The organism is Escherichia coli DSM 30083 = JCM 1649 = ATCC 11775, from assembly GCF_003697165.2.
In the GTDB taxonomy this organism is placed as follows: Bacteria; Pseudomonadota; Gammaproteobacteria; order Enterobacterales; family Enterobacteriaceae; genus Escherichia; species Escherichia coli.
Genome location: NZ_CP033092.2, coordinates 503,339 through 522,704, shown reverse-complemented (window position 1 = coordinate 522,704; position 19,366 = coordinate 503,339). Strand labels below are relative to the sequence as shown.

Annotated in this window: 20 protein-coding genes; 6 read left to right on the top strand and 14 right to left on the bottom strand. The window is 51.1% G+C overall.

Features of this window, described 5'->3' with window-relative positions; translation table 11 throughout:
• Positions 1-13: 13 nt before the first annotated feature.
• The 8 genes from nanT to zapE form a co-directional block, all read right to left on the bottom strand.
• Positions 14-1,504: a sialic acid transporter NanT gene (gene nanT / locus EAS44_RS03355; RefSeq protein WP_000108476.1), complete on the bottom strand. Its 1,491-nt coding sequence runs from the start codon at positions 1,502-1,504 to the stop codon at positions 14-16.
• A gap of 108 nt (positions 1,505-1,612) precedes the next feature.
• Complete coding sequence (gene nanA / locus EAS44_RS03350) at positions 1,613-2,506, bottom strand: N-acetylneuraminate lyase (protein WP_000224714.1); 894 nt, start codon at positions 2,504-2,506, stop codon at positions 1,613-1,615.
• A 121-nt stretch (positions 2,507-2,627) separates the two neighbouring features.
• Entirely contained in the window at positions 2,628-3,419 is a 792-nt protein-coding gene (gene nanR, locus EAS44_RS03345; protein ID WP_000074795.1) for a transcriptional regulator NanR, read from the bottom strand.
• A 107-nt stretch (positions 3,420-3,526) separates the two neighbouring features.
• Complete coding sequence (sspB, locus tag EAS44_RS03340; protein ID WP_000366127.1) at positions 3,527-4,024, bottom strand: ClpXP protease specificity-enhancing factor; 498 nt, start codon at positions 4,022-4,024, stop codon at positions 3,527-3,529.
• A 5-nt stretch (positions 4,025-4,029) separates the two neighbouring features.
• On the bottom strand, positions 4,030-4,668 hold the full coding sequence (gene sspA / locus EAS44_RS03335) for a stringent starvation protein SspA (protein ID WP_000257293.1): 639 nt from the start codon (positions 4,666-4,668) through the stop codon (positions 4,030-4,032).
• A 394-nt stretch (positions 4,669-5,062) separates the two neighbouring features.
• Positions 5,063-5,455 carry a 30S ribosomal protein S9 gene (gene rpsI, locus EAS44_RS03330; protein WP_000829818.1) on the bottom strand — a complete coding sequence of 131 codons (393 nt, stop codon included), beginning with the start codon at positions 5,453-5,455 and terminating at the stop codon, positions 5,063-5,065.
• 15 nt (positions 5,456-5,470) lie between these two features.
• A complete protein-coding gene (gene rplM, locus EAS44_RS03325; protein ID WP_000847559.1) occupies positions 5,471-5,899 on the bottom strand; it encodes a 50S ribosomal protein L13 in 429 nt (142 codons plus the stop codon).
• A gap of 219 nt (positions 5,900-6,118) precedes the next feature.
• The gene (zapE, locus tag EAS44_RS03320) at positions 6,119-7,246 is read right to left on the bottom strand and encodes a cell division protein ZapE (protein WP_001192324.1); all 1,128 of its coding nucleotides are present in this window, start codon (positions 7,244-7,246) and stop codon (positions 6,119-6,121) included.
• Positions 7,247-7,439: 193 nt separating this feature from the next.
• On the opposite strand from zapE, the gene zapG reads away from it, so the two are divergent.
• The 3 genes from zapG (at position 7,440) to degS (ending at position 10,516) form a co-directional block, all read left to right on the top strand.
• Positions 7,440-7,838: a Z-ring associated protein ZapG gene (zapG, locus tag EAS44_RS03315; RefSeq protein ID WP_001295270.1), complete on the top strand. Its 399-nt coding sequence runs from the start codon at positions 7,440-7,442 to the stop codon at positions 7,836-7,838.
• A 153-nt stretch (positions 7,839-7,991) separates the two neighbouring features.
• Positions 7,992-9,359: a serine endoprotease DegQ gene (gene degQ / locus EAS44_RS03310; RefSeq protein WP_001298588.1), complete on the top strand. Its 1,368-nt coding sequence runs from the start codon at positions 7,992-7,994 to the stop codon at positions 9,357-9,359.
• 89 nt (positions 9,360-9,448) lie between these two features.
• Positions 9,449-10,516, top strand: a complete 1,068-nt coding sequence (gene degS, locus EAS44_RS03305; protein WP_000497723.1) for an outer membrane-stress sensor serine endopeptidase DegS — start codon at positions 9,449-9,451, stop codon at positions 10,514-10,516.
• Between the two features lie 62 nt (positions 10,517-10,578).
• Here the strand turns inward: degS and mdh are convergent, their stop codons facing one another.
• A complete protein-coding gene (gene mdh / locus EAS44_RS03300; protein ID WP_001295272.1) occupies positions 10,579-11,517 on the bottom strand; it encodes a malate dehydrogenase in 939 nt (312 codons plus the stop codon).
• Positions 11,518-11,951: 434 nt separating this feature from the next.
• Between mdh and argR the strand changes: the two genes are divergently transcribed.
• Both argR and yhcN read left to right on the top strand, forming a co-directional pair.
• Entirely contained in the window at positions 11,952-12,422 is a 471-nt protein-coding gene (gene argR, locus EAS44_RS03295) for a transcriptional regulator ArgR (protein WP_001257847.1), read from the top strand.
• Between the two features lie 363 nt (positions 12,423-12,785).
• Positions 12,786-13,049 carry a peroxide/acid stress response protein YhcN gene (gene yhcN, locus EAS44_RS03290; protein ID WP_000695690.1) on the top strand — a complete coding sequence of 88 codons (264 nt, stop codon included), beginning with the start codon at positions 12,786-12,788 and terminating at the stop codon, positions 13,047-13,049.
• A gap of 54 nt (positions 13,050-13,103) precedes the next feature.
• On the opposite strand, the gene yhcO is transcribed toward yhcN, so the two are convergent.
• From yhcO to aaeX, 4 genes are all read right to left on the bottom strand, one after another.
• Positions 13,104-13,376 carry a barstar family protein gene (gene yhcO, locus EAS44_RS03285; protein WP_001029013.1) on the bottom strand — a complete coding sequence of 91 codons (273 nt, stop codon included), beginning with the start codon at positions 13,374-13,376 and terminating at the stop codon, positions 13,104-13,106.
• A gap of 91 nt (positions 13,377-13,467) precedes the next feature.
• Positions 13,468-15,435, bottom strand: a complete 1,968-nt coding sequence (gene aaeB / locus EAS44_RS03280; protein ID WP_000510964.1) for a p-hydroxybenzoic acid efflux pump subunit AaeB — start codon at positions 15,433-15,435, stop codon at positions 13,468-13,470.
• 5 nt (positions 15,436-15,440) lie between these two features.
• A complete protein-coding gene (gene aaeA, locus EAS44_RS03275; protein WP_000854033.1) occupies positions 15,441-16,373 on the bottom strand; it encodes a p-hydroxybenzoic acid efflux pump subunit AaeA in 933 nt (310 codons plus the stop codon).
• A gap of 7 nt (positions 16,374-16,380) precedes the next feature.
• Positions 16,381-16,584, bottom strand: a complete 204-nt coding sequence (aaeX, locus tag EAS44_RS03270; RefSeq protein WP_000051841.1) for a p-hydroxybenzoic acid efflux pump operon protein AaeX — start codon at positions 16,582-16,584, stop codon at positions 16,381-16,383.
• 182 nt (positions 16,585-16,766) lie between these two features.
• Between aaeX and aaeR the strand changes: the two genes are divergently transcribed.
• The gene (gene aaeR / locus EAS44_RS03265) at positions 16,767-17,696 is read left to right on the top strand and encodes an HTH-type transcriptional activator AaeR (protein ID WP_000440317.1); all 930 of its coding nucleotides are present in this window, start codon (positions 16,767-16,769) and stop codon (positions 17,694-17,696) included.
• Between the two features lie 127 nt (positions 17,697-17,823).
• Here the strand turns inward: aaeR and tldD are convergent, their stop codons facing one another.
• Positions 17,824-19,269 (bottom strand): metalloprotease TldD, encoded by a 1,446-nt coding sequence (gene tldD / locus EAS44_RS03260; RefSeq protein WP_000055909.1) that lies wholly within the window; start codon positions 19,267-19,269, stop codon positions 17,824-17,826.
• Between the last annotated feature and the right edge of the window lie 97 nt (positions 19,270-19,366).

Genomic DNA, 19,366 nt, shown 5'->3' with positions numbered 1-19,366 from the left:
CCGGGCAACAGGATTAACTTTTGGTTTTGACTAAATCGTTTTTGGCGCTGCCAAACGGCACGGCACCGCTAAATGGTTTGCCGTCGATAGCGTCATGAGTACGCAATGCTTCCGGGCGCAGCCAACGCTGAACACGAGAAGGCATATCCAGACCAATCAGCAGGATCACCACAAATGTCAGACTGAACGAGAGCGATGCCAGCGCAGTACCCAGATCCAGACGTTGAGCGATCAACGCGCCGAGGATTGGGGCCAGTGCACCGCCCAATGCGCCAACGTTGTAGGTAAAGCCCAGGCCCGCTGCACGCTGGTCGGTATCGAAATAACCGCCAATCAGTTTCGGTAAGATCCCGGCGATCCCTTGTCCAAGCATTTGCTGGAAGAACAGTAACAGACCGAGCACCCAGACGTTTGCGCCGCCAATCGCAAATACCGGAATAATCAGCAGCTGCGAGGCCAGCAGACTACAAACGTACGCTTTGCGGGTTCCCAGCCAGTCACCGAGGAAGCCCCCGACGCAGCACCCCACCGCCGCGCCAAAGCCACTAAAGAACAGCACATTGGCGACAGTATGCGGGTCATAAGCCAGATCGGTTTTCAGATACGTTGGCAGCAGCGCCTGAATCGGCCATGAGTAGAGGAAAGCGAACAACACGACCACCATCAGCATTACGCCCGTTGGCCAGCGTTTGCCCGTACTCTGCACCATAAAGCTGATAAAAATTGCGGCGCATAACAGCCCAAGAACAGCGACGATCGCGGCATTTTGCAGGTTACCGGCGAAGCAGAACCACAGCGCAGTAGCCGCCGCCAGTGTCATTACGATATTGGCAATGCGATGTTCACCACGGTAGAGAATGTCTACCATCGTGCGTACTGGTGCTTTACCCCCGTGTTTCTCTTTCCAGTCTTCCGCTTCCGGGATGTTTTTACGCAGCCAGAGAGCAAAGATGATTGGCAAAATGCCGATAAAGAACAGCGCACGCCAGCCCCAGACCGGAACCACCAGACTATAGACCTGAGCGGCAACGACGGCCCCCACTGAGAAGCCTGAAATCAGAAAACCACTGGCTTTGTTACGCAGATGCTTTGGCCAGCTTTCAATGACATAGGTGGCGCTGGAACCGTATTCACCCGCCATCCCCATGCCGATGACCAGACGAGCGATAAACATGGTGATGTAGCCTGGCGCAAAGCCGCAGGCCAGCGTCCCGGCCGAGAAGAGAACGATGCTGGTGACCATTGCCAGACGACGCCCGTAGCGGTCACCCATAGCGCCGAGCATCAGGCCGCCGAACCAGCGAGAGATAAAGGCTGCGGAGATCAGACTTGCCGCCTGCACCGTCGTCAGCCCGAATTCACCCTGTACTTCGGTGAGTACCAGGGCGATTAAAACGAAATCAAAACCGTCAAGCAGATATCCCAACCAGGCAGCGGAAAATGCCCGCCATTGTGCGCGGTTAAGATGGCGATACCACGGGATATTCTGGGTTGTAGTACTCATTGTGAGTCTCCCGCGGTGGGCGATGCCCACACGCTTTGGTATGAAAATTGTAGGGTACAGATGCGTTTATTTCCCCTCACCCGGTAGGGGCGAGCGAGGGGAAACAACTCACCCGCGCTCTTGCATCAACTGCTGGGCCAGCGCCTTCAGTTCTGGCAGATATTTTTCATCTACCGGACCAAACGGTTTGCGGCACAGCGGCACAGAAACGACATCCATATAATGCAGGACAGTTTTCAGGCCGCGGAATACGCCCGTTTTGATCAGTAAATCAATGACTTTGTTGCACTCAGTTTGCAGTTTCTGCGCGGTCTGGATATCGCCTTCTTTCAGCGCCTTCACGATCCCCTGATAACGCCAGCCCATGATGTTGTAAGTGCTGCCGATACCGCCGTCTGCGCCCGCCAGAAGACCAGAGGCGAAGATTTCGTCGTAACCGTTATAGAGCACCAGATCAGGATGTTCACGACGGATCTGCTCCATCTGATAGAGATCGCCAGAGGTCTGTTTCAGCGCACCTACACCAGGCAGCGTAACCAGAGTGTTAATCTGATCCAGGGTCAGTTTTACCCCGCTCAGGGCTGGAATGTTGTACACCACCATCGGCAACCCATCCGCCGAATCAATAATTGCCCGATAGTGATCGCAGTGTTCTTCAAAGCTGAAAGGATAGTAGAACGGCGTGACGGCGGAGACGGCATCGAAGCCATAACGTTTAGCCGATGCCGCAAGTTGTTGGCTTTCGGCGGTGCTGACGCAACCGACGTGGGCGATGAGTTTAATCTTACCTTTCGCCTCTTCAGCGACGATTTCCAGTACCTGTTCACGCTCTGAAAGGCTCTGTACAAAGGCTTCGCCTGTCGAACCACCCACGTACAAACCGTCGATGCCCTGCTGAATATTGAACTGAACCAGGCGGCGCAGACTCGCTTTATCCAGTGCTTGTTGTTGGTCAAAAGGAGTCAGGAGTGCAGCCATTACGCCACGTAAATTCGTTGCCATAAATACCTCTGAAGTGATGCTTGTCTGATAAACGATATACCTTTATACCTGTTATACCAGATCAATTAAGCAACACCCCATACAGAAAGCTTATAATGCGATCTGCTTCACTAAAGTGGCATTATTTCTTTTTGTTGGTGGTCTGACCGAAGGCGTGCCAGGTAGCAGAGACGCTGTTGAGATGCGATTGCAACGCGCGATCGGCTTCGTCAGGATCATGACGGCGGATCGCGTCAACGATCGCAATATGCTGTTGATAGCTAACGTTGTTATGCTCATGCAGAGCCTGATCGGCCACGGTTGGACGTGCGGCGATTAGCCAGTCGAGCAGGGCAACGTGGATCGCCATGAAGATTGGGTTACCGGGGATCTCCGCCAGAACGCGGTGGAAATCAACGTCTGAGCGAATGAATGCTGCGTTGTTATCCAGCGACTGACTGTTGATTTCCAGTGCTTTTGCCAGCAAATCGATTTGCTCATCGGTGGCGTGTTCAGCCGCATAGCGCACCAGGCTGGATTCAAAGAACAGACGTAATTGTTCGAAATGGGCAATCCCACCAGGATGAGAAAGGAAATCTTTCGCCATGCCGGAAAGCTCGCCGATGATGGTGTCCGCAGAAGGACGTGAGACGCGGGCACGTTCGCCGTTGTTTATTTGCACCAGACCTTTGCGTTTTAACGCTGCCAGCGCTTCGCGCACCGAAGGACGCCCGACGTTAAAGAACGCCATCAGTTCGCGTTCAGACGGTAATTGTTCACCTTCGCCAAATTCACGACGGCGGATCATCTGTTCCAGCTCTTCTTCCACCATTTCGGAGAGTTTTTTACGCGCCAGCGGGCGGCTGCGCAAGTTGCGCCCGATAGTGGTAGTAGAATCTTCAGCTTGCGGATCAAATGCGTTCATAGGACTCATTCAGGAAAATGCGTTAGCGGATAATAACGACGCTATCGTAGCACAGTATCAAAGTCAGGCGAAAAGATGACAGATAGCAAAACAGGCCACATGGGCCTGTTTTCATTTTACTTCACAACGCGTAATGCCGGTCGACCACCGCGTGGTGGCTGCGGAGGTTCATCGTCAGGATGAGTTTCATCATCGTGATCTGGCTTGTCGCCATCGATAACCGACATAACGGTTTCGTTGTCTGCCGATGCCTCTTCATCATTCATGATGCTGGCATCTTCATCGTAGGCAGCTTCAGGCTCAAACATCGTGCCTGCACCATTTTCACGGGCGTAGATAGCCAGCACGGCAGCCAGCGGCACAGAAACCTGACGCGGAATGCCACCAAAGCGCGCGTTAAAGCGCACCTCATCATTCGCCAGTTCCAGATTGCCGACAGCTCGCGGAGCAATGTTGAGTACGATTTGCCCGTCACGCGCATATTCCATAGGAACCTGCACGCCAGGGAGCGTCACATCCACCACCAAGTGCGGCGTGAGCTGGTTATCCAGCAACCACTCATAGAATGCACGCAGCAGATAGGGACGACGTGGTGTTAGCTGTGACAAATCCATACAGATTAACTCCGGCCCAGACGCATTTCACGTTCAGCTTCAGTTAAAGAAGCAAGGAAAGAGTCACGCTCAAAGACGCGGGTCATATAGCCTTTCAGCTCTTTCGCACCCGGACCGCTGAACTCGATGCCCAGTTGCGGCAGACGCCACAGCAGCGGAGCAAGGTAGCAATCGACCAGGCTGAACTCATCGCTCAGGAAGTACGGCTTCTGACCGAAGACCGGCGCAATCGCCAGCAGTTCTTCGCGCAGTTGCTTACGTGCGGCATCTGCTTCAGAAGCTGAACCGTTGATGATGGTGTTCATCAGCGTGTACCAGTCTTTTTCGATGCGATGCATGTACAGACGGCTTTCACCGCGAGCTACCGGGTAAACAGGCATCAGTGGCGGATGCGGGAAACGCTCATCCAGATATTCCATAATGATGCGAGATTCCCACAGGGTCAGCTCACGATCCACCAGGGTCGGAACGCTCTGATTCGGGTTGAGGTCAATCAGATCCTGAGGCGGATTGTCCTTTTCCACGTGTTCGATCTCGAAACTTACACCTTTCTCAGCCAGCACAATGCGGACCTGATGGCTATAGATGTCAGTAGGACCGGAAAACAGCGTCATTACCGAACGTTTGTTGGCAGCGACAGCCATGAAAACCTCCAGGTATAGTCAGAATTTTTACTGCTACCAGCCACCAGGTGGCCAGTCAGAAGTTGTGTTACCCAGTAAGGAACGACTCTCTTTGTTCGAAAATCAAACAAAAAATGAGCAATACCCGACATTTGGGCAGAAAATTGGATGATAGTTTACCAGATTTTGCGACCTTTGTGGTGAGTCGATGCCGGAAATGGGGAAAAAGAGATGCGCTTTAGTCTGAAATAGTTGACTTAGTCCCTTATTGGCAATGTGGTTTTTGTTTTACCTGTCTGTCAGGTGGCAGCAAAAAGCAACTTTCCATTTTTTACGCTGATGCAGATTTTAGCCATAAAAAAACCCGCCGAAGCGGGTTTTTTCGCAAATTGTTTTCTGCCGGAGCAGAAGCCAATTAACGTTTGGAGAACTGCGGACGACGACGTGCTTTACGCAGACCGACTTTCTTACGTTCAACCTGACGAGCGTCACGAGTAACGAAGCCAGCTTTACGCAGTTCAGAACGCAGGGACTCGTCGTATTCCATCAGAGCGCGGGTGATACCGTGACGGATCGCACCAGCCTGACCAGAGATACCACCACCTTTAACGGTGATGTACAGGTCCAGTTTCTCAACCATGTCGACCAGTTCCAGCGGCTGACGAACTACCATGCGGGCAGTTTCACGACCGAAGTACTGTTCCAGAGAACGTTGGTTGATTACGATTTTACCGTTGCCCGGTTTGATGAAAACGCGAGCTGCGGAACTTTTGCGGCGACCAGTGCCGTAGTATTGATTTTCAGCCATTGCCTATAATCCCGATTAGATGTCAAGAACTTGCGGTTGCTGTGCCGCGTGGTTGTGCTCGTTACCCGCGTAAACTTTCAGTTTACGGAACATAGCACGACCCAGCGGGCCTTTTGGCAACATGCCTTTAACCGCGATTTCAATCACACGCTCAGGACGGCGAGCAATCATCTCTTCAAAGGTCGCTTGTTTGATACCACCGATGTGGCCGGTGTGGTGATAGTACACTTTGTCAGTACGCTTGTTGCCGGTTACAGCAACTTTGTCAGCGTTCAGAACGATGATGTAATCACCGGTATCTACGTGCGGAGTGTATTCCGCTTTGTGCTTACCGCGCAGGCGACGAGCCAGTTCAGTAGCCAGACGGCCCAGAGTTTTACCGGTCGCGTCAACAACATACCAGTCGCGTTTTACGGTTTCTGGTTTAGCTGTAAAAGTTTTCATTAAAAGCTTACCCAATAAATAGTTACACGTTGGTGAACACCCAAACGTCTTCAATTGTTGAGGTTCACACGACAAAGTCCGGCAAACCTACCCCTTCGAATAGCCTATGCCAGCACACAAAAAGTTTCGGGAAAAAAAACTTTCTTGTAACGTGGGGTCGCAGGATTATAGAGAAGTCGGGGTCAAAGATCGACCCCTTTTTGTGATTTGTGGCAGGTTTTACCCCGCCAAATGCTCGCGCTTCAAATACTCTTCGCTTTGCATCTCTTGCAGACGTGACAGGCAACGCTGGAACTCAAACTTCAGCCGCTCGCCCTGATAAATTTCATACAGCGGCACTTCTGCACTCACCACTAATTTGACATGGCGCTCGTAAAACTCATCCACCAGCGCAATAAAGCGCCGCGCTTCGCTCTCCATCAACCGCGTCATAACTGGTACATCAAACAACATGACCGTGTGAAAGAGGCGTGAGAGCGCAATATAGTCATGCTGACTGCGGGCGTCGACGCACAGCGTAGTAAAAGAAACCGCCAGCGTCTGGTTCTCGACGCCCATTGTCGCCAATGGCCGATGGTTGATTTCTAACGTCGGTGAATTTTCTCGTTTCGCCCCCGCCAGCGCCAACCATAGTTTATCCATTTGCGCCCGGGTTTCATCGTTGAGGGGCGAAAGCCACAGATGCGCCTGAGTGAGTGTACGCAGTCGATAATCAACACCAGCGTCCACGTTCATTACATCACAATGCCGTTTAATAGCATCGATTGCAGGCAAAAAACGCGCACGTTGCAGGCCATTTCGATAAAGTTCGTCCGGCGGAATATTTGACGTCGCTACCAGCGTTATTCCGCGAGCGAACAGGGCTTTCATCAGGCCGCCAAGTAGCATGGCGTCGGTAATATCAGAAACAAAAAATTCGTCAAAACAGAGCACGTCAGTTTCTGCTTTAAAGCGATCGGCAATAATTTCCAGCGGATCGGTCTGCCCCTGCAAAGCAGTTAGCTCTTCATGTACCCGCAGCATAAAACGATGAAAGTGCAGGCGCTGTTTCCGCTCTCCCGGCAGGCTTTGATAGAAAAGGTCCATCAGCCAGGTTTTCCCGCGTCCTACACCGCCCCACATATATAAGCCACGCACTGGCATATGCTTTGTGTCTTCGCGTTTACCCCACAGCTTACCGACCCGCGCCATTAGCCCACTCGTCCTGGGGGCTGGTGGCGTGCTATTGATGAGTTCCTGATAAATAATTTCCAGGCGGCTGACGGCCTCTTTTTGAACGTCGTCGGGTTGATGGCTGCCTTCATTGAGCGCCTTCAGGTATTGCGATGTTGGGGTAACGCTTTGCATGATCTTATTGTTATTCCTTGAATAATCGGTGCGCCGTTGTTCACGGTTGACGAAAAAAAGGCCGTTCTACACTACGCGATATGCTGTCGGGATTCCACTTCTGTGGAATTAACGGTTATAGTGGCATAATCAGCCGCAGGCATGGAGCCTGAAGCCAACACCCTACGGAAACAAAAGACAACGGGAGATGTTCATGACCTGGGAATATGCGCTAATTGGGTTAGTCGTCGGCATCATTATTGGTGCTGTGGCCATGCGTTTTGGTAATCGTAAACTACGCCAGCAACAGGCGTTGCAGTACGAACTGGAAAAGAATAAAGCTGAACTGGACGAGTATCGCGAAGAGCTGGTTAGCCACTTTGCCCGCAGCGCGGAATTACTGGATACCATGGCGCACGACTATCGCCAGCTGTATCAGCACATGGCGAAAAGCTCCAGTAGCCTGCTGCCGGAACTGTCTGCGGAAGCAAACCCGTTCCGTAATCGTCTGGCAGAGTCTGAAGCCAGCAACGATCAGGCACCGGTGCAGATGCCTCGCGACTATTCTGAAGGCGCATCCGGCCTGCTGCGTACTGGCGCGAAGCGCGACTAATTTATTTTTCGGGCGCAGCCATTGCGCCCTCCTCTTCTCTCCCTCCCCGACTATCATTTAATCTGGTGTCTCATTGTTAGCCGTCTGAAAATTCAATAACATCAAACTGTTTTGAATCTCTTTTCTTATCATTCAGGTACGAGAGCAGGAATAATGAAAAAACAAACCCAGCTGTTGAGTGCATTAGCGTTAAGTGTCGGGTTAACTCTCTCGGCGTCATTTCAGGCCGTCGCGTCGATTCCAGGCCAGGTTGCCGATCAGGCCCCCCTCCCCAGTCTGGCTCCAATGCTGGAAAAAGTGCTTCCGGCAGTGGTGAGCGTACGGGTGGAAGGAACGGCCAGTCAGGGACAGAAAATCCCGGAAGAATTCAAAAAGTTTTTTGGTGATGATTTACCGGATCAACCTGCACAACCCTTCGAAGGTTTAGGCTCCGGTGTCATCATCAACGCCAATAAAGGCTATGTGCTGACCAACAACCATGTGATTAATCAGGCACAGAAAATCAGTATTCAGCTCAATGATGGGCGCGAGTTTGATGCAAAACTGATTGGTAGCGATGACCAGAGCGATATCGCCCTGTTGCAAATTCAAAACCCGAGCAAATTAACGCAAATCGCTATTGCCGACTCCGATAAATTGCGCGTCGGTGATTTTGCCGTGGCGGTCGGTAACCCATTTGGCCTTGGGCAAACCGCCACCTCTGGCATTATATCCGCATTAGGCCGCAGCGGGTTGAATCTTGAAGGTCTGGAAAACTTTATCCAGACAGATGCTTCCATTAACCGCGGTAACTCCGGCGGTGCACTGTTAAACCTTAACGGTGAGTTAATTGGCATCAACACTGCAATCCTTGCGCCTGGCGGCGGTAGCGTCGGGATTGGATTTGCCATTCCCAGTAATATGGCGCGAACACTGGCGCAGCAGCTTATCGACTTTGGAGAAATCAAACGCGGCCTGTTAGGCATCAAAGGCACCGAGATGAGTGCCGATATCGCCAAGGCCTTCAACCTTGACGTGCAGCGTGGCGCGTTTGTCAGCGAAGTGTTGCCAGGTTCTGGCTCGGCGAAAGCGGGCGTCAAAGCGGGCGATATTATTACCAGCCTCAACGGCAAACCGCTGAATAGCTTTGCTGAGTTGCGCTCTCGTATCGCGACCACCGAGCCGGGCACAAAAGTGAAGCTTGGCCTGCTGCGTAACGGCAAACCACTGGAAGTAGAAGTGACGCTCGATACCAGCACCTCTTCGTCGGCCAGCGCTGAAATGATCACGCCAGCGCTGGAAGGTGCAACGTTGAGCGATGGTCAGCTAAAAGATGGTGGCAAAGGTATTAAGATCGATGAGGTTGTCAAAGGAAGCCCAGCTGCTCAGGCTGGCTTGCAAAAAGACGATGTGATCATTGGCGTCAACCGCGATCGGGTGAACTCGATTGCTGAAATGCGTAAAGTGCTGGCGGCAAAACCGGCCATCATTGCCCTGCAAATTGTACGCGGCAATGAAAGCCTCTACCTACTAATGCGTTAATGTCGTAAACCGGGCATCAGGCTGACGTGTGATGTCCGGTTAACTCGTGGTATGCTGCTGCCGTTCCCTTTTTTAACGATGCCTCCATCATGTTTGTGAAGCTCTTACGTTCCGTTGCGATTGGATTAATTGTCGGCGCTATTCTGCTGGTTGCCATGCCTTCGCTGCGCAGCCTTAACCCGCTTTCCACTCCGCAATTTGACAGTACCGATGAGACGCCTGCCAGCTATAATCTGGCGGTTCGCCGCGCCGCGCCAGCGGTGGTTAACGTTTATAACCGCGGTTTGAACACCAACTCTCACAACCAGCTTGAGATCCGCACCCTGGGATCTGGTGTAATCATGGATCAACGCGGGTATATCATCACCAATAAACACGTGATCAACGACGCCGATCAGATCATCGTCGCCTTACAGGATGGACGTGTATTTGAAGCATTGCTGGTGGGATCTGACTCTCTAACCGATCTGGCGGTACTTAAAATTAATGCCACTGGCGGTTTACCTACCATTCCAATCAATGCACGTCGCGTACCGCACATTGGCGACGTGGTACTGGCGATCGGTAACCCGTACAACCTCGGGCAGACCATTACCCAGGGGATTATTAGTGCCACGGGTCGAATTGGTCTGAACCCAACCGGGCGGCAAAACTTCCTGCAAACTGATGCTTCCATTAACCACGGTAACTCTGGCGGCGCGCTGGTGAACTCGCTGGGCGAACTGATGGGCATTAACACGCTATCGTTTGATAAGAGTAACGATGGCGAAACGCCGGAAGGCATCGGCTTTGCGATTCCTTTCCAGTTAGCAACCAAAATTATGGATAAGCTGATCCGCGATGGTCGCGTGATCCGCGGCTACATTGGCATTGGTGGACGTGAGATCGCACCACTGCACGCGCAAGGCGGTGGTATAGATCAACTGCAAGGGATCGTGGTTAATGAAGTGTCACCTGACGGCCCAGCGGCGAATGCGGGTATTCAGGTCAATGATTTGATTATTTCGGTGGATAACAAACCGGCCATCTCTGCTCTGGAGACGATGGATCAGGTGGCAGAAATTCGCCCTGGTTCGGTGATCCCGGTTGTCGTGATGCGTGACGATAAACAGTTAACATTGCAGGTCACCATTCAGGAATATCCGGCGACCAACTAAGGTCAGCGTAAAAAAACAAAAACCGGAGTCTGTGCTCCGGTTTTTTATTATCCGCTAATCAATTACTTATTAACGAACTCTTCGCCCAGGGCGATATCTTTCTTCAGCGTATCCAGCATACCTTCCAGCGCGTTCTGTTCAAATGCGCTCAGAGTACCGATAGATTTACGCTCTTCCACGCCGTTTTTACCCAGCAGCAGCGGTTGAGAGAAGAAACGAGCGTACTGACCGTCGCCTTCAACGTAGGCACATTCGACAACGCCTTGTTCGCCCTGCAGTGCGCGAACCAGAGACAGACCAAAACGTGCAGCTGCCTGGCCCATAGACAGGGTTGCAGACCCGCCACCGGCTTTCGCTTCAACCACCTCAGTACCCGCGTTCTGGATACGTTTGGTCAGATCAGCCACTTCCTGCTCGGTAAAACTAACGCCAGGAACCTGTGACAGCAGCGGCAGAATGGTAACACCAGAGTGACCACCAATAACCGGCACTTCAACTTCGCCTGGCTGTTTGCCTTTCAGTTCCGCAACAAAGGTGTTGGAACGAATGATATCCAGCGTGGTAACGCCGAACAGTTTGTTTTTGTCATAAACACCGGCTTTTTTCAGCACTTCAGCAGCAATCGCAACTGTAGTGTTAACCGGGTTAGTGATAATACCAATGCACGCTTTCGGGCAGGTTTTCGCAACTTGCTGTACCAGGTTTTTCACGATGCCGGCGTTAACGTTAAACAGGTCGGAACGATCCATACCCGGTTTACGCGCTACGCCTGCAGAGATAAGAACGACATCTGCACCTTCCAGCGCCGGAGTCGCATCTTCACCTGAAAAACCTTTGATTTTCACAGCAGTAGGGATATGGCTCAGATCGACAGCCACACCGGGAGTCACTGGAGCGATATCATACAGAGAGAGTTCTGAACCTGAAGGCAGTTGGGTTTTTAACAGTAGTGCAAGCGCCTGGCCAATACCGCCAGCAGCGCCGAGGACTGCGACTTTCATCCTAAACTCCTTATTATATTGATAAACTAAGATATGTTGCTCCGCTGCCGCGACCTTAATCCACAAAATTGCCGTTTACAATGACCACATCTCAAGAATGTGTAGTCACGCAAGTTTAGCGTTTATGCATTTAATTGCCGTAATCAGGAACCTAACTTACGTAATTAACAGTCACTTATGCATTAGCGCAACATTCCAACAGGTGGTGACAATATACCCTACCGCTCAGCCAAAACAATATCAATTTGATAACAATTAATTTACTTTTAAGCAGAATTTGCAGGCCGTGACGCAGGCATGTTTCTCAATAACGAAATTTGATAAAATCCCGCTCTTTCATAACATTATTTCAGCCTTCTTCAGGGCTGACTGTTTGCATAAAAATTCATCTGTATGCACAATAATGTTGTATCAACCACCATATCGGGTGACTTATGCGAAGCTCGGCTAAGCAAGAAGAACTAGTTAAAGCATTTAAAGCATTACTTAAAGAAGAGAAATTTAGCTCCCAGGGCGAAATCGTTGCCGCGTTGCAGGAGCAAGGCTTTGACAATATTAATCAGTCTAAAGTCTCGCGGATGTTGACCAAGTTTGGTGCTGTACGTACACGCAATGCCAAAATGGAAATGGTTTACTGCCTGCCAGCTGAACTGGGTGTACCAACCACCTCCAGTCCATTGAAGAATCTGGTACTGGATATCGACTACAACGATGCAGTTGTCGTGATTCATACCAGCCCTGGTGCGGCGCAGTTAATTGCTCGCCTGCTGGACTCACTGGGCAAAGCAGAAGGTATTCTGGGCACCATCGCTGGCGATGACACCATCTTTACTACCCCTGCTAACGGTTTCACCGTCAAAGAGCTGTACGAAGCGATTTTAGAGCTGTTCGACCAGGAGCTTTAATCTCTGCCCCGTCGCTTCTGGCGGCGGGGAAAATGTTGCTTTTGCCTATCAACCCCCTGCTTTCCCCTGCGATTCATTTAACGAATAGTGCGTTTTACTGCGACATATCATTCACACAATGAATACATATAGTAAAAAAGCACATTATGCAAAATTCATTATCTAATTGAAAATACTATAATTAACAATAAATGATCGTGTTTTTAATTCTTTTTTGTTATTAAAATTCACATTTTTAACACTTAGTATCAACTGAAACAGTTAGCGTGGTATTAATTAGTTCAATAATTAGTGTATACTTGATTTTGTGATATGGGTCACGAAACAAAGGCCCAGCTAAAAGATTATGTCGAGGTAAAAATCATGAAAATCAAAACCACTGTTGCTGCATTAAGTGTGCTTTCTGTTCTCTCTTTCGGTGCATTCGCTGCCGACTCCATTGATGCTGCACAAGCACAAAATCGTGAAGCAATCGGGACCGTATCCGTAAGTGGTGTGGCGTCTTCGCCAATGGATATGCGTGAAATGCTGAACAAAAAAGCGGAAGAGAAAGGCGCAACGGCCTACCAGATTACTGAAGCTCGTAGTGGTGACACCTGGCACGCTACGGCTGAACTGTACAAATAAACCCTCATCGTCTTGTCCGACGATATTGCCCCCGGTTCGGGGGCTTTTTTTGCGCTAATGACGAACATTAAAACGCAAATGCCCTTCCAGTTCTTCCTCTGCCTCATCAAACAGCAATATTAACGCGCCAAAACGGCGACGCGTTTTCTCTCCCAGATGAACAAATTCAATCTCAAGTGGTAGCGGCAGGACATCGTTCATTAACACATCCCATAGTGAGTCGAGATCGCGTACCTTATCTTTCGCCAGACCAAAGGTTTGGCTAAAGTCACGATAAAAATCCTCCTGACTCTCAATCTCATCAAAATCAAAGGTATAAATATTCATCTGTTGCCACCGTCACGTTTCGCGGCGAGTTCTGCCGTTCATCGCTAAGTATAGCCATGAAAAAACCGACGCTTCAGGCGTCGGTTTTGACTTAACTATCGGTCAACGCATGTTGATACTTATGGAGCATACCCGTAAGCCGATGTACTGGTTCCGTCACCTGCGGTGGCGCTTGCCAGATGCGTAGCTTTTCCTGGTAGATTTCCAGTTCTTCCAGCAACTGGCCAAAGTACCGACGACGTTTATCATCGCTACGGGCAGATATCACATGGTCTGCTGTGCGGCGCATTTGTCGGTGAAACGCCGATAAATCCTCGTTAACCGGGATCGGCGCATCACGCAGGCGCTGGTGCGCGATAATCATCGTCAGCGCCAGGCGAAATTTCGGCAAATCCCCTGGGAACTTATTCATCAGCAAAAACAGCTGCTGATAAAGTGCCGGGAGGTGATTCTCTTTACGACGTGCCACATTGGTAGTCATCGCGGAAACAGCGGCAGAAACAAACTGATTAAGCAGTACACGTCCAGTCCTGTCGCGCGATTTATCCCGCACCAGCAAAATAACGGTGAACGCGAGCACACAGCCGACGATTTGCCCTAATGCGCTGTCGAGAAACTGACTGAAATGGAAAGTCATCGGGTTATCCAGCACGATAATGTTTATGGTGCTGGCCAACGCCCCCATCGAGCCCAATCTCCGTTTCTGTACTTCTATACCGAGGAAGAATCCCAGCACTGCCAGGCTAATACACAGCAGCAACATGCTCTGTTGGGTATTAGGGATAATCACCAAAAAGTAGAGCAGCCCTAACGGTAGCGCTGCCAGCGTCCCGTAGATAAAGTCGATCGCCACCATGCGTGGATTCGGCAAACGCATTGCCAGTGACGTCACTACCGCAATCATCACCATTGCACCACTGCCGGAAGTCCAGCCCGTCCACAGCCAGAAAAGCGTGCCCAGAATGCAAGAAAGTGTGGTTCGCCAGAAGTTAACCATTGCATGATGACGTTCGGCTGACTCTACTTTTACTTCCGGTTCGCCTTGCAGGATCTCTTCTTCGGTGGCGTTGATTTTTGTGTTACTGATAACGCCGCGCTTGAGAAGCTGATAACGCGTTGCCGCCGCGACCCAGCTATAAATGGTGACAGGCGTTTCCCGTTCCCCGGTCCAGGCGATAACTCTCCGCAGGCGTTTGAGCTGCTTGTGGACGTCCTGCGCAGTTTCTACCGGTGTGTCAAAAAATTCGCGAAAAGTATCAGTGATCAATTCCGGGCGCGTATTCTGAATAAGATAAGTTTCGCAGGATTGGGTAATCAGCGTCAGCGATAGCGTATTGATCGCTTTTAAACGTCGATTGGCCCGCGCCCAGCGGGAAGATTCCATATTCAGGTTGCTGCGCATACCTTGTAACGCCGTAGTACGTCGCACCAGATCGCCCCAGGCTTTATCGACAACTTCACCATCGCCATGCTTGATACAGAGTTGCATTAATTGATATTGCGCGACCAGCAAACTTTCCAGCTCTCGATCCACTTCTTGTTTGATCGATCGCGGAGAAAAGAGCAAATCCGCCATAATTGCACACACAATACCGATAACGATCTCGCTACAACGTTCGACGGCAAACTGCGGCGTAAGCAATGGTTCCGGCTGAATAGTGATCACAATGATCAGCGCGGTATAACCGGCCAGCCCCCACGCATACGAGTTTTCTATTCGTACCAGCGAGGATATCCAGGTACAAAAACCGGCCCAGATACAGCACACCAGAATCATCAATAATGGTGCTCGGATCATCGCAATGATGATTACCAGTCCGGCAATACAGCCAATAAATGTGCCGATGATGCGCAAAAAGCCACGATAGCGAATAGCGCCAGAATACGGTTCACCTCCCGCAGCAAAGGCCGGACCGGCGGCAACAATCGCCGCTGTCAGTACCGCCCAGCGTGGCGTTTCCAGCTGGAAGTGAAAGCCAACAAACAGCGCCAGTACAATGGCGGTCGCCAGTTTTACCGCAAAGCGAATATGTTGATTAGCAATGGAGAAAATACCCATCGTGATTAACCAAACTCACGCAGGCGATGAGCCATTTTACGGAAGAACGAATCCTGACTTTCGTCGCGATCTTGTTTGCCAGTGACTACCACCGTAGCAGTGGTGCCCGCAGGCCAGATGTTCTCTTGCTGGTTGTCGAGACGAATACGTACCGGAACACGTTGCGCCAAACGTACCCATTCAAGGTTAGAGTCGATGGTCGCCATCCCTTTGTCGTCACGCGTGCTGCTGGCATTGGTGACCCCTGCGGCAACACTATCAACAGTCCCTTTCAGCACTTTGTTACTGCCAAGCGGCGTGATCTCCGCACGATACCCAGGGCGCACCCCTTCCAGCTTAGTTTCTTCCATATAGGCCAGTACATAGAAGGAGTTCTGTTTCACCAGCGCAACCGCCGTTGATCCTCGAGTAATAAACTCACCGGTATAGACGTTGAGGTTGGTCACCCAGCCATCTGCTGGCGCGCGGATGACTGTACGTTCAAGATCCAGTTTTGCCAGATCGCGGGTCGCCTGCGCTTTCGCTAACTGATGCAGAACTGTTTGTAGTACGTTGTTCGCCTGGTCGATCTCTTCGCGAGACATCGCCTGCACACCGAGACGGTTACGACGTCCGGCCTCCTGGCGTTTCTCCTGTGCCAGTACCTGATAATAAGCAACATCGGCTTGCGCTTCCTCAAGCGCCTTTTGATAGCGCGGCTGGTCGATGGTGAACAGTACCTGTCCTTTTTTCACCAGCTGGTTATCATGAACATTCACCTGGGTAATGAGTCCAGAAACGTCCGGCGCGATCGCAACGACGTCAGCGCTAAAGCGCGCGTCACGCGTCCACGGGGATTCGGTGTAATAGACCCAGGCATTAAAAATTGCGATGAAGGCCAGAATGACTAATACGACCGTGATGGCCGTACGGGAGAATTTTCTTATTAGTGTTTTCACTTCAACCTCAAACGAACAGTCGCGATATCAAATAAAACAAGCAGCAATAGAGCGCGGTGTTGAACAACGCCGGATGCCAGACAAAGTCGTAAATACCTGTTGGCACAAGTACCCGGCGCACCAGCCAGAAAATCGCCAGTGATAAAAGCAATTCGAAAAATATCGGTGGGAAGGACAGCCCAAACACCACGATAACGGGAAACAGACTCATGTTGACCTTGGTTGTATAGAGAGAGCAGGCGTTATTATTTTCAGCATCTGTCGCCGCAGAGAAGGGCATGGAAAGCCGGGCGAGAGCAACATTGCTGTAGATTGATATTTAATATATTAACGTAACTGTTATGCTGTTATCTATATTATGTGATCTAAATCACTTTTAAGTCAGAGTGAATAATGGAACGACTAAAACGCATGTCGGTGTTTGCCAAAGTAGTTGAATTTGGCTCTTTTACCGCCGCCGCCAGACAGCTACAGATGAGCGTTTCGTCCATCAGTCAGACGGTGTCAAAACTGGAAGATGAGTTACAGGTAAAGCTGTTAAACCGTAGTACACGCAGCATTGGCCTGACTGAAGCCGGCAGAATTTACTACCAGGGCTGCCGTCGGATGCTCCATGAAGTGCAGGATGTTCATGAGCAACTGTATGCCTTCAATAACACCCCCATCGGGACGCTGCGCATTGGCTGTTCTTCAACTATGGCACAAAATGTTCTCGCCGGGCTGACGGCAAAAATGCTGAAAGAATACCCAGGTTTGAGTGTCAATCTGGTTACCGGAATTCCTGCCCCCGACCTGATTGCCGACGGTCTGGATGTGGTGATCCGCGTCGGCGCGTTGCAAGATTCCAGCCTGTTTTCCCGCCGTCTGGGCGCGATGCCAATGGTGGTGTGCGCCGCAAAAAGCTATCTCACACAATACGGCATACCAGAAAAACCCGCCGATTTAAGTAGTCATTCATGGCTTGAATACAGCGTGCGACCCGACAATGAATTTGAACTGATCGCACCGGAAGGGATCTCGACTCGCCTGATCCCGCAAGGGAGATTTGTGACTAATGATCCGATGACGCTGGTGCGCTGGCTGACTGCAGGCGCTGGGATCGCCTACGTGCCGTTGATGTGGGTGATCAACGAGATCAATCGCGGGGAACTGGAGATCCTGCTGCCACGTTACCAGTCAGACCCACGCCCGGTTTATGCGTTATATACCGAAAAAGATAAGCTGCCGCTGAAGGTACAAGTCGTGATCAACTCGCTAACGGATTATTTTGTTGAGGTCGGTAAATTGTTTCAGGAGATGCACGGGCGCGGGAAAGAGAAGTAATTAATATTGTACTGTTACGTTGTACAAACCTGTGCCAACGGGTTCCCCTCACCCTAACCCCAGAGGGGCGAGGGGACCGTTCGTACACGGAGAAGGATTAATTATCCTTCTGAAAATACTGAAATTATTACGCAGTACCGCCAACAGTCAGGTTATCAACTTTCAGCGTTGGCTGGCCCACGCCAACCGGCAAACTTTGCCCTTCTTTACCGCAGACACCCACGCCGTTATCCAGTTTCAGGTCGTTGCCAACCATCGAAATCTGCTGCATGGTTTCGATACCGGAACCAATCAACGTTGCGCCTTTCACCGGCTTCGTTACTTTACCGTTTTCAATCAGATACGCTTCTGAAGTGGAGAAAACGAATTTGCCGGAGGTGATATCCACCTGACCGCCACCAAAGTTCGGTGCATAGATACCGTACTCAACGGATTCAATAATTTCCTGCGGGGTCGATTTACCCGGCAGCATATAGGTGTTGGTCATACGCGGCATGGGCAGATGGGCGTAGGATTCACGGCGACCGTTGCCAGTCGGCGTCATCCCCATCAAACGCGCGTTGAGTTTATCCTGCATGTAGCCTTTCAGAATGCCGTTCTCAATCAGCACGTTGTACTGGCCTGGCGTACCTTCGTCATCAATCGCCACCGAACCACGGCGATCGACCATCGTACCGTCATCAACCACGGTACACAGTTCTGAAGCCACCAGCTCCCCGACCTGTCCACTAAATACTGAAGTGCCACGGCGGTTGAAGTCGCCTTCCAGACCGTGACCCACCGCTTCATGCAACAGCACGCCCGGCCAACCTGCGCCAAGTACTACCGGCATGGTGCCTGCTGGTGCGGCGACGGCAGAAAGATTGACCAGCGCCATACGCACAGCTTCTTTTGCCCATGCATCCGCACGGACTTCACCGTCGAGATCGGCAAGGAAGAACTCATAACCAAAACGACCGCCGCCGCCACTGGCACCGCGTTCGCGTTTGCCATCTTCTTCGACCAGAACGCTCACGGAAAGACGCACCAGCGGACGAACATCCGCCGCCAGCGTGCCGTCGGTGGCCGCAACCAGAATTAATTCATAAACGCCGCTGAGGCTGGCAGTCACTTCTTGTACGCGCTTGTCCGCTTCGCGGGCAACCTTATCGACGCGACGCAGGATATCCAGCTTCTCTTCACGGCTCATGCTTTGCAGCGGATCTACCGAGGTATACAACGGGCTATGCTCTACCGCGCCCAGCGTCTGTACTTTGCCATCACCACTATCACGGACGATGGTGCGCGCCGCTTGCGCACTTTGTTCCAGCGCCAGCAGGCTGATTTGGTCAGCGTAAGCAAATCCGGTTTTTTCACCGCTGATTGCACGCACACCAACGCCCTGATCGATGTTGTAAGAACCATCTTTAATAATGCGGTCTTCTAAAACCCAGGATTCGTGATAGCTCGACTGAAAATAGAGATCGCCATAATCAAGGCGACGTTCGGCCAGTTGACCGAGGATCGCGAACAAGTCCTGATGTTTCAGGCCGTTCGCCGCTAGCAATTGTTCACTTACCAGGTTAAGACTCATCGTTTTTGCTACTCGTTAGTTACTGCAGTAGAGGATTTTTTACGGCTGCCGGATGCGGCGTGAACGCCCTATCCGGCCTACGGTTATGTTCTGGCTC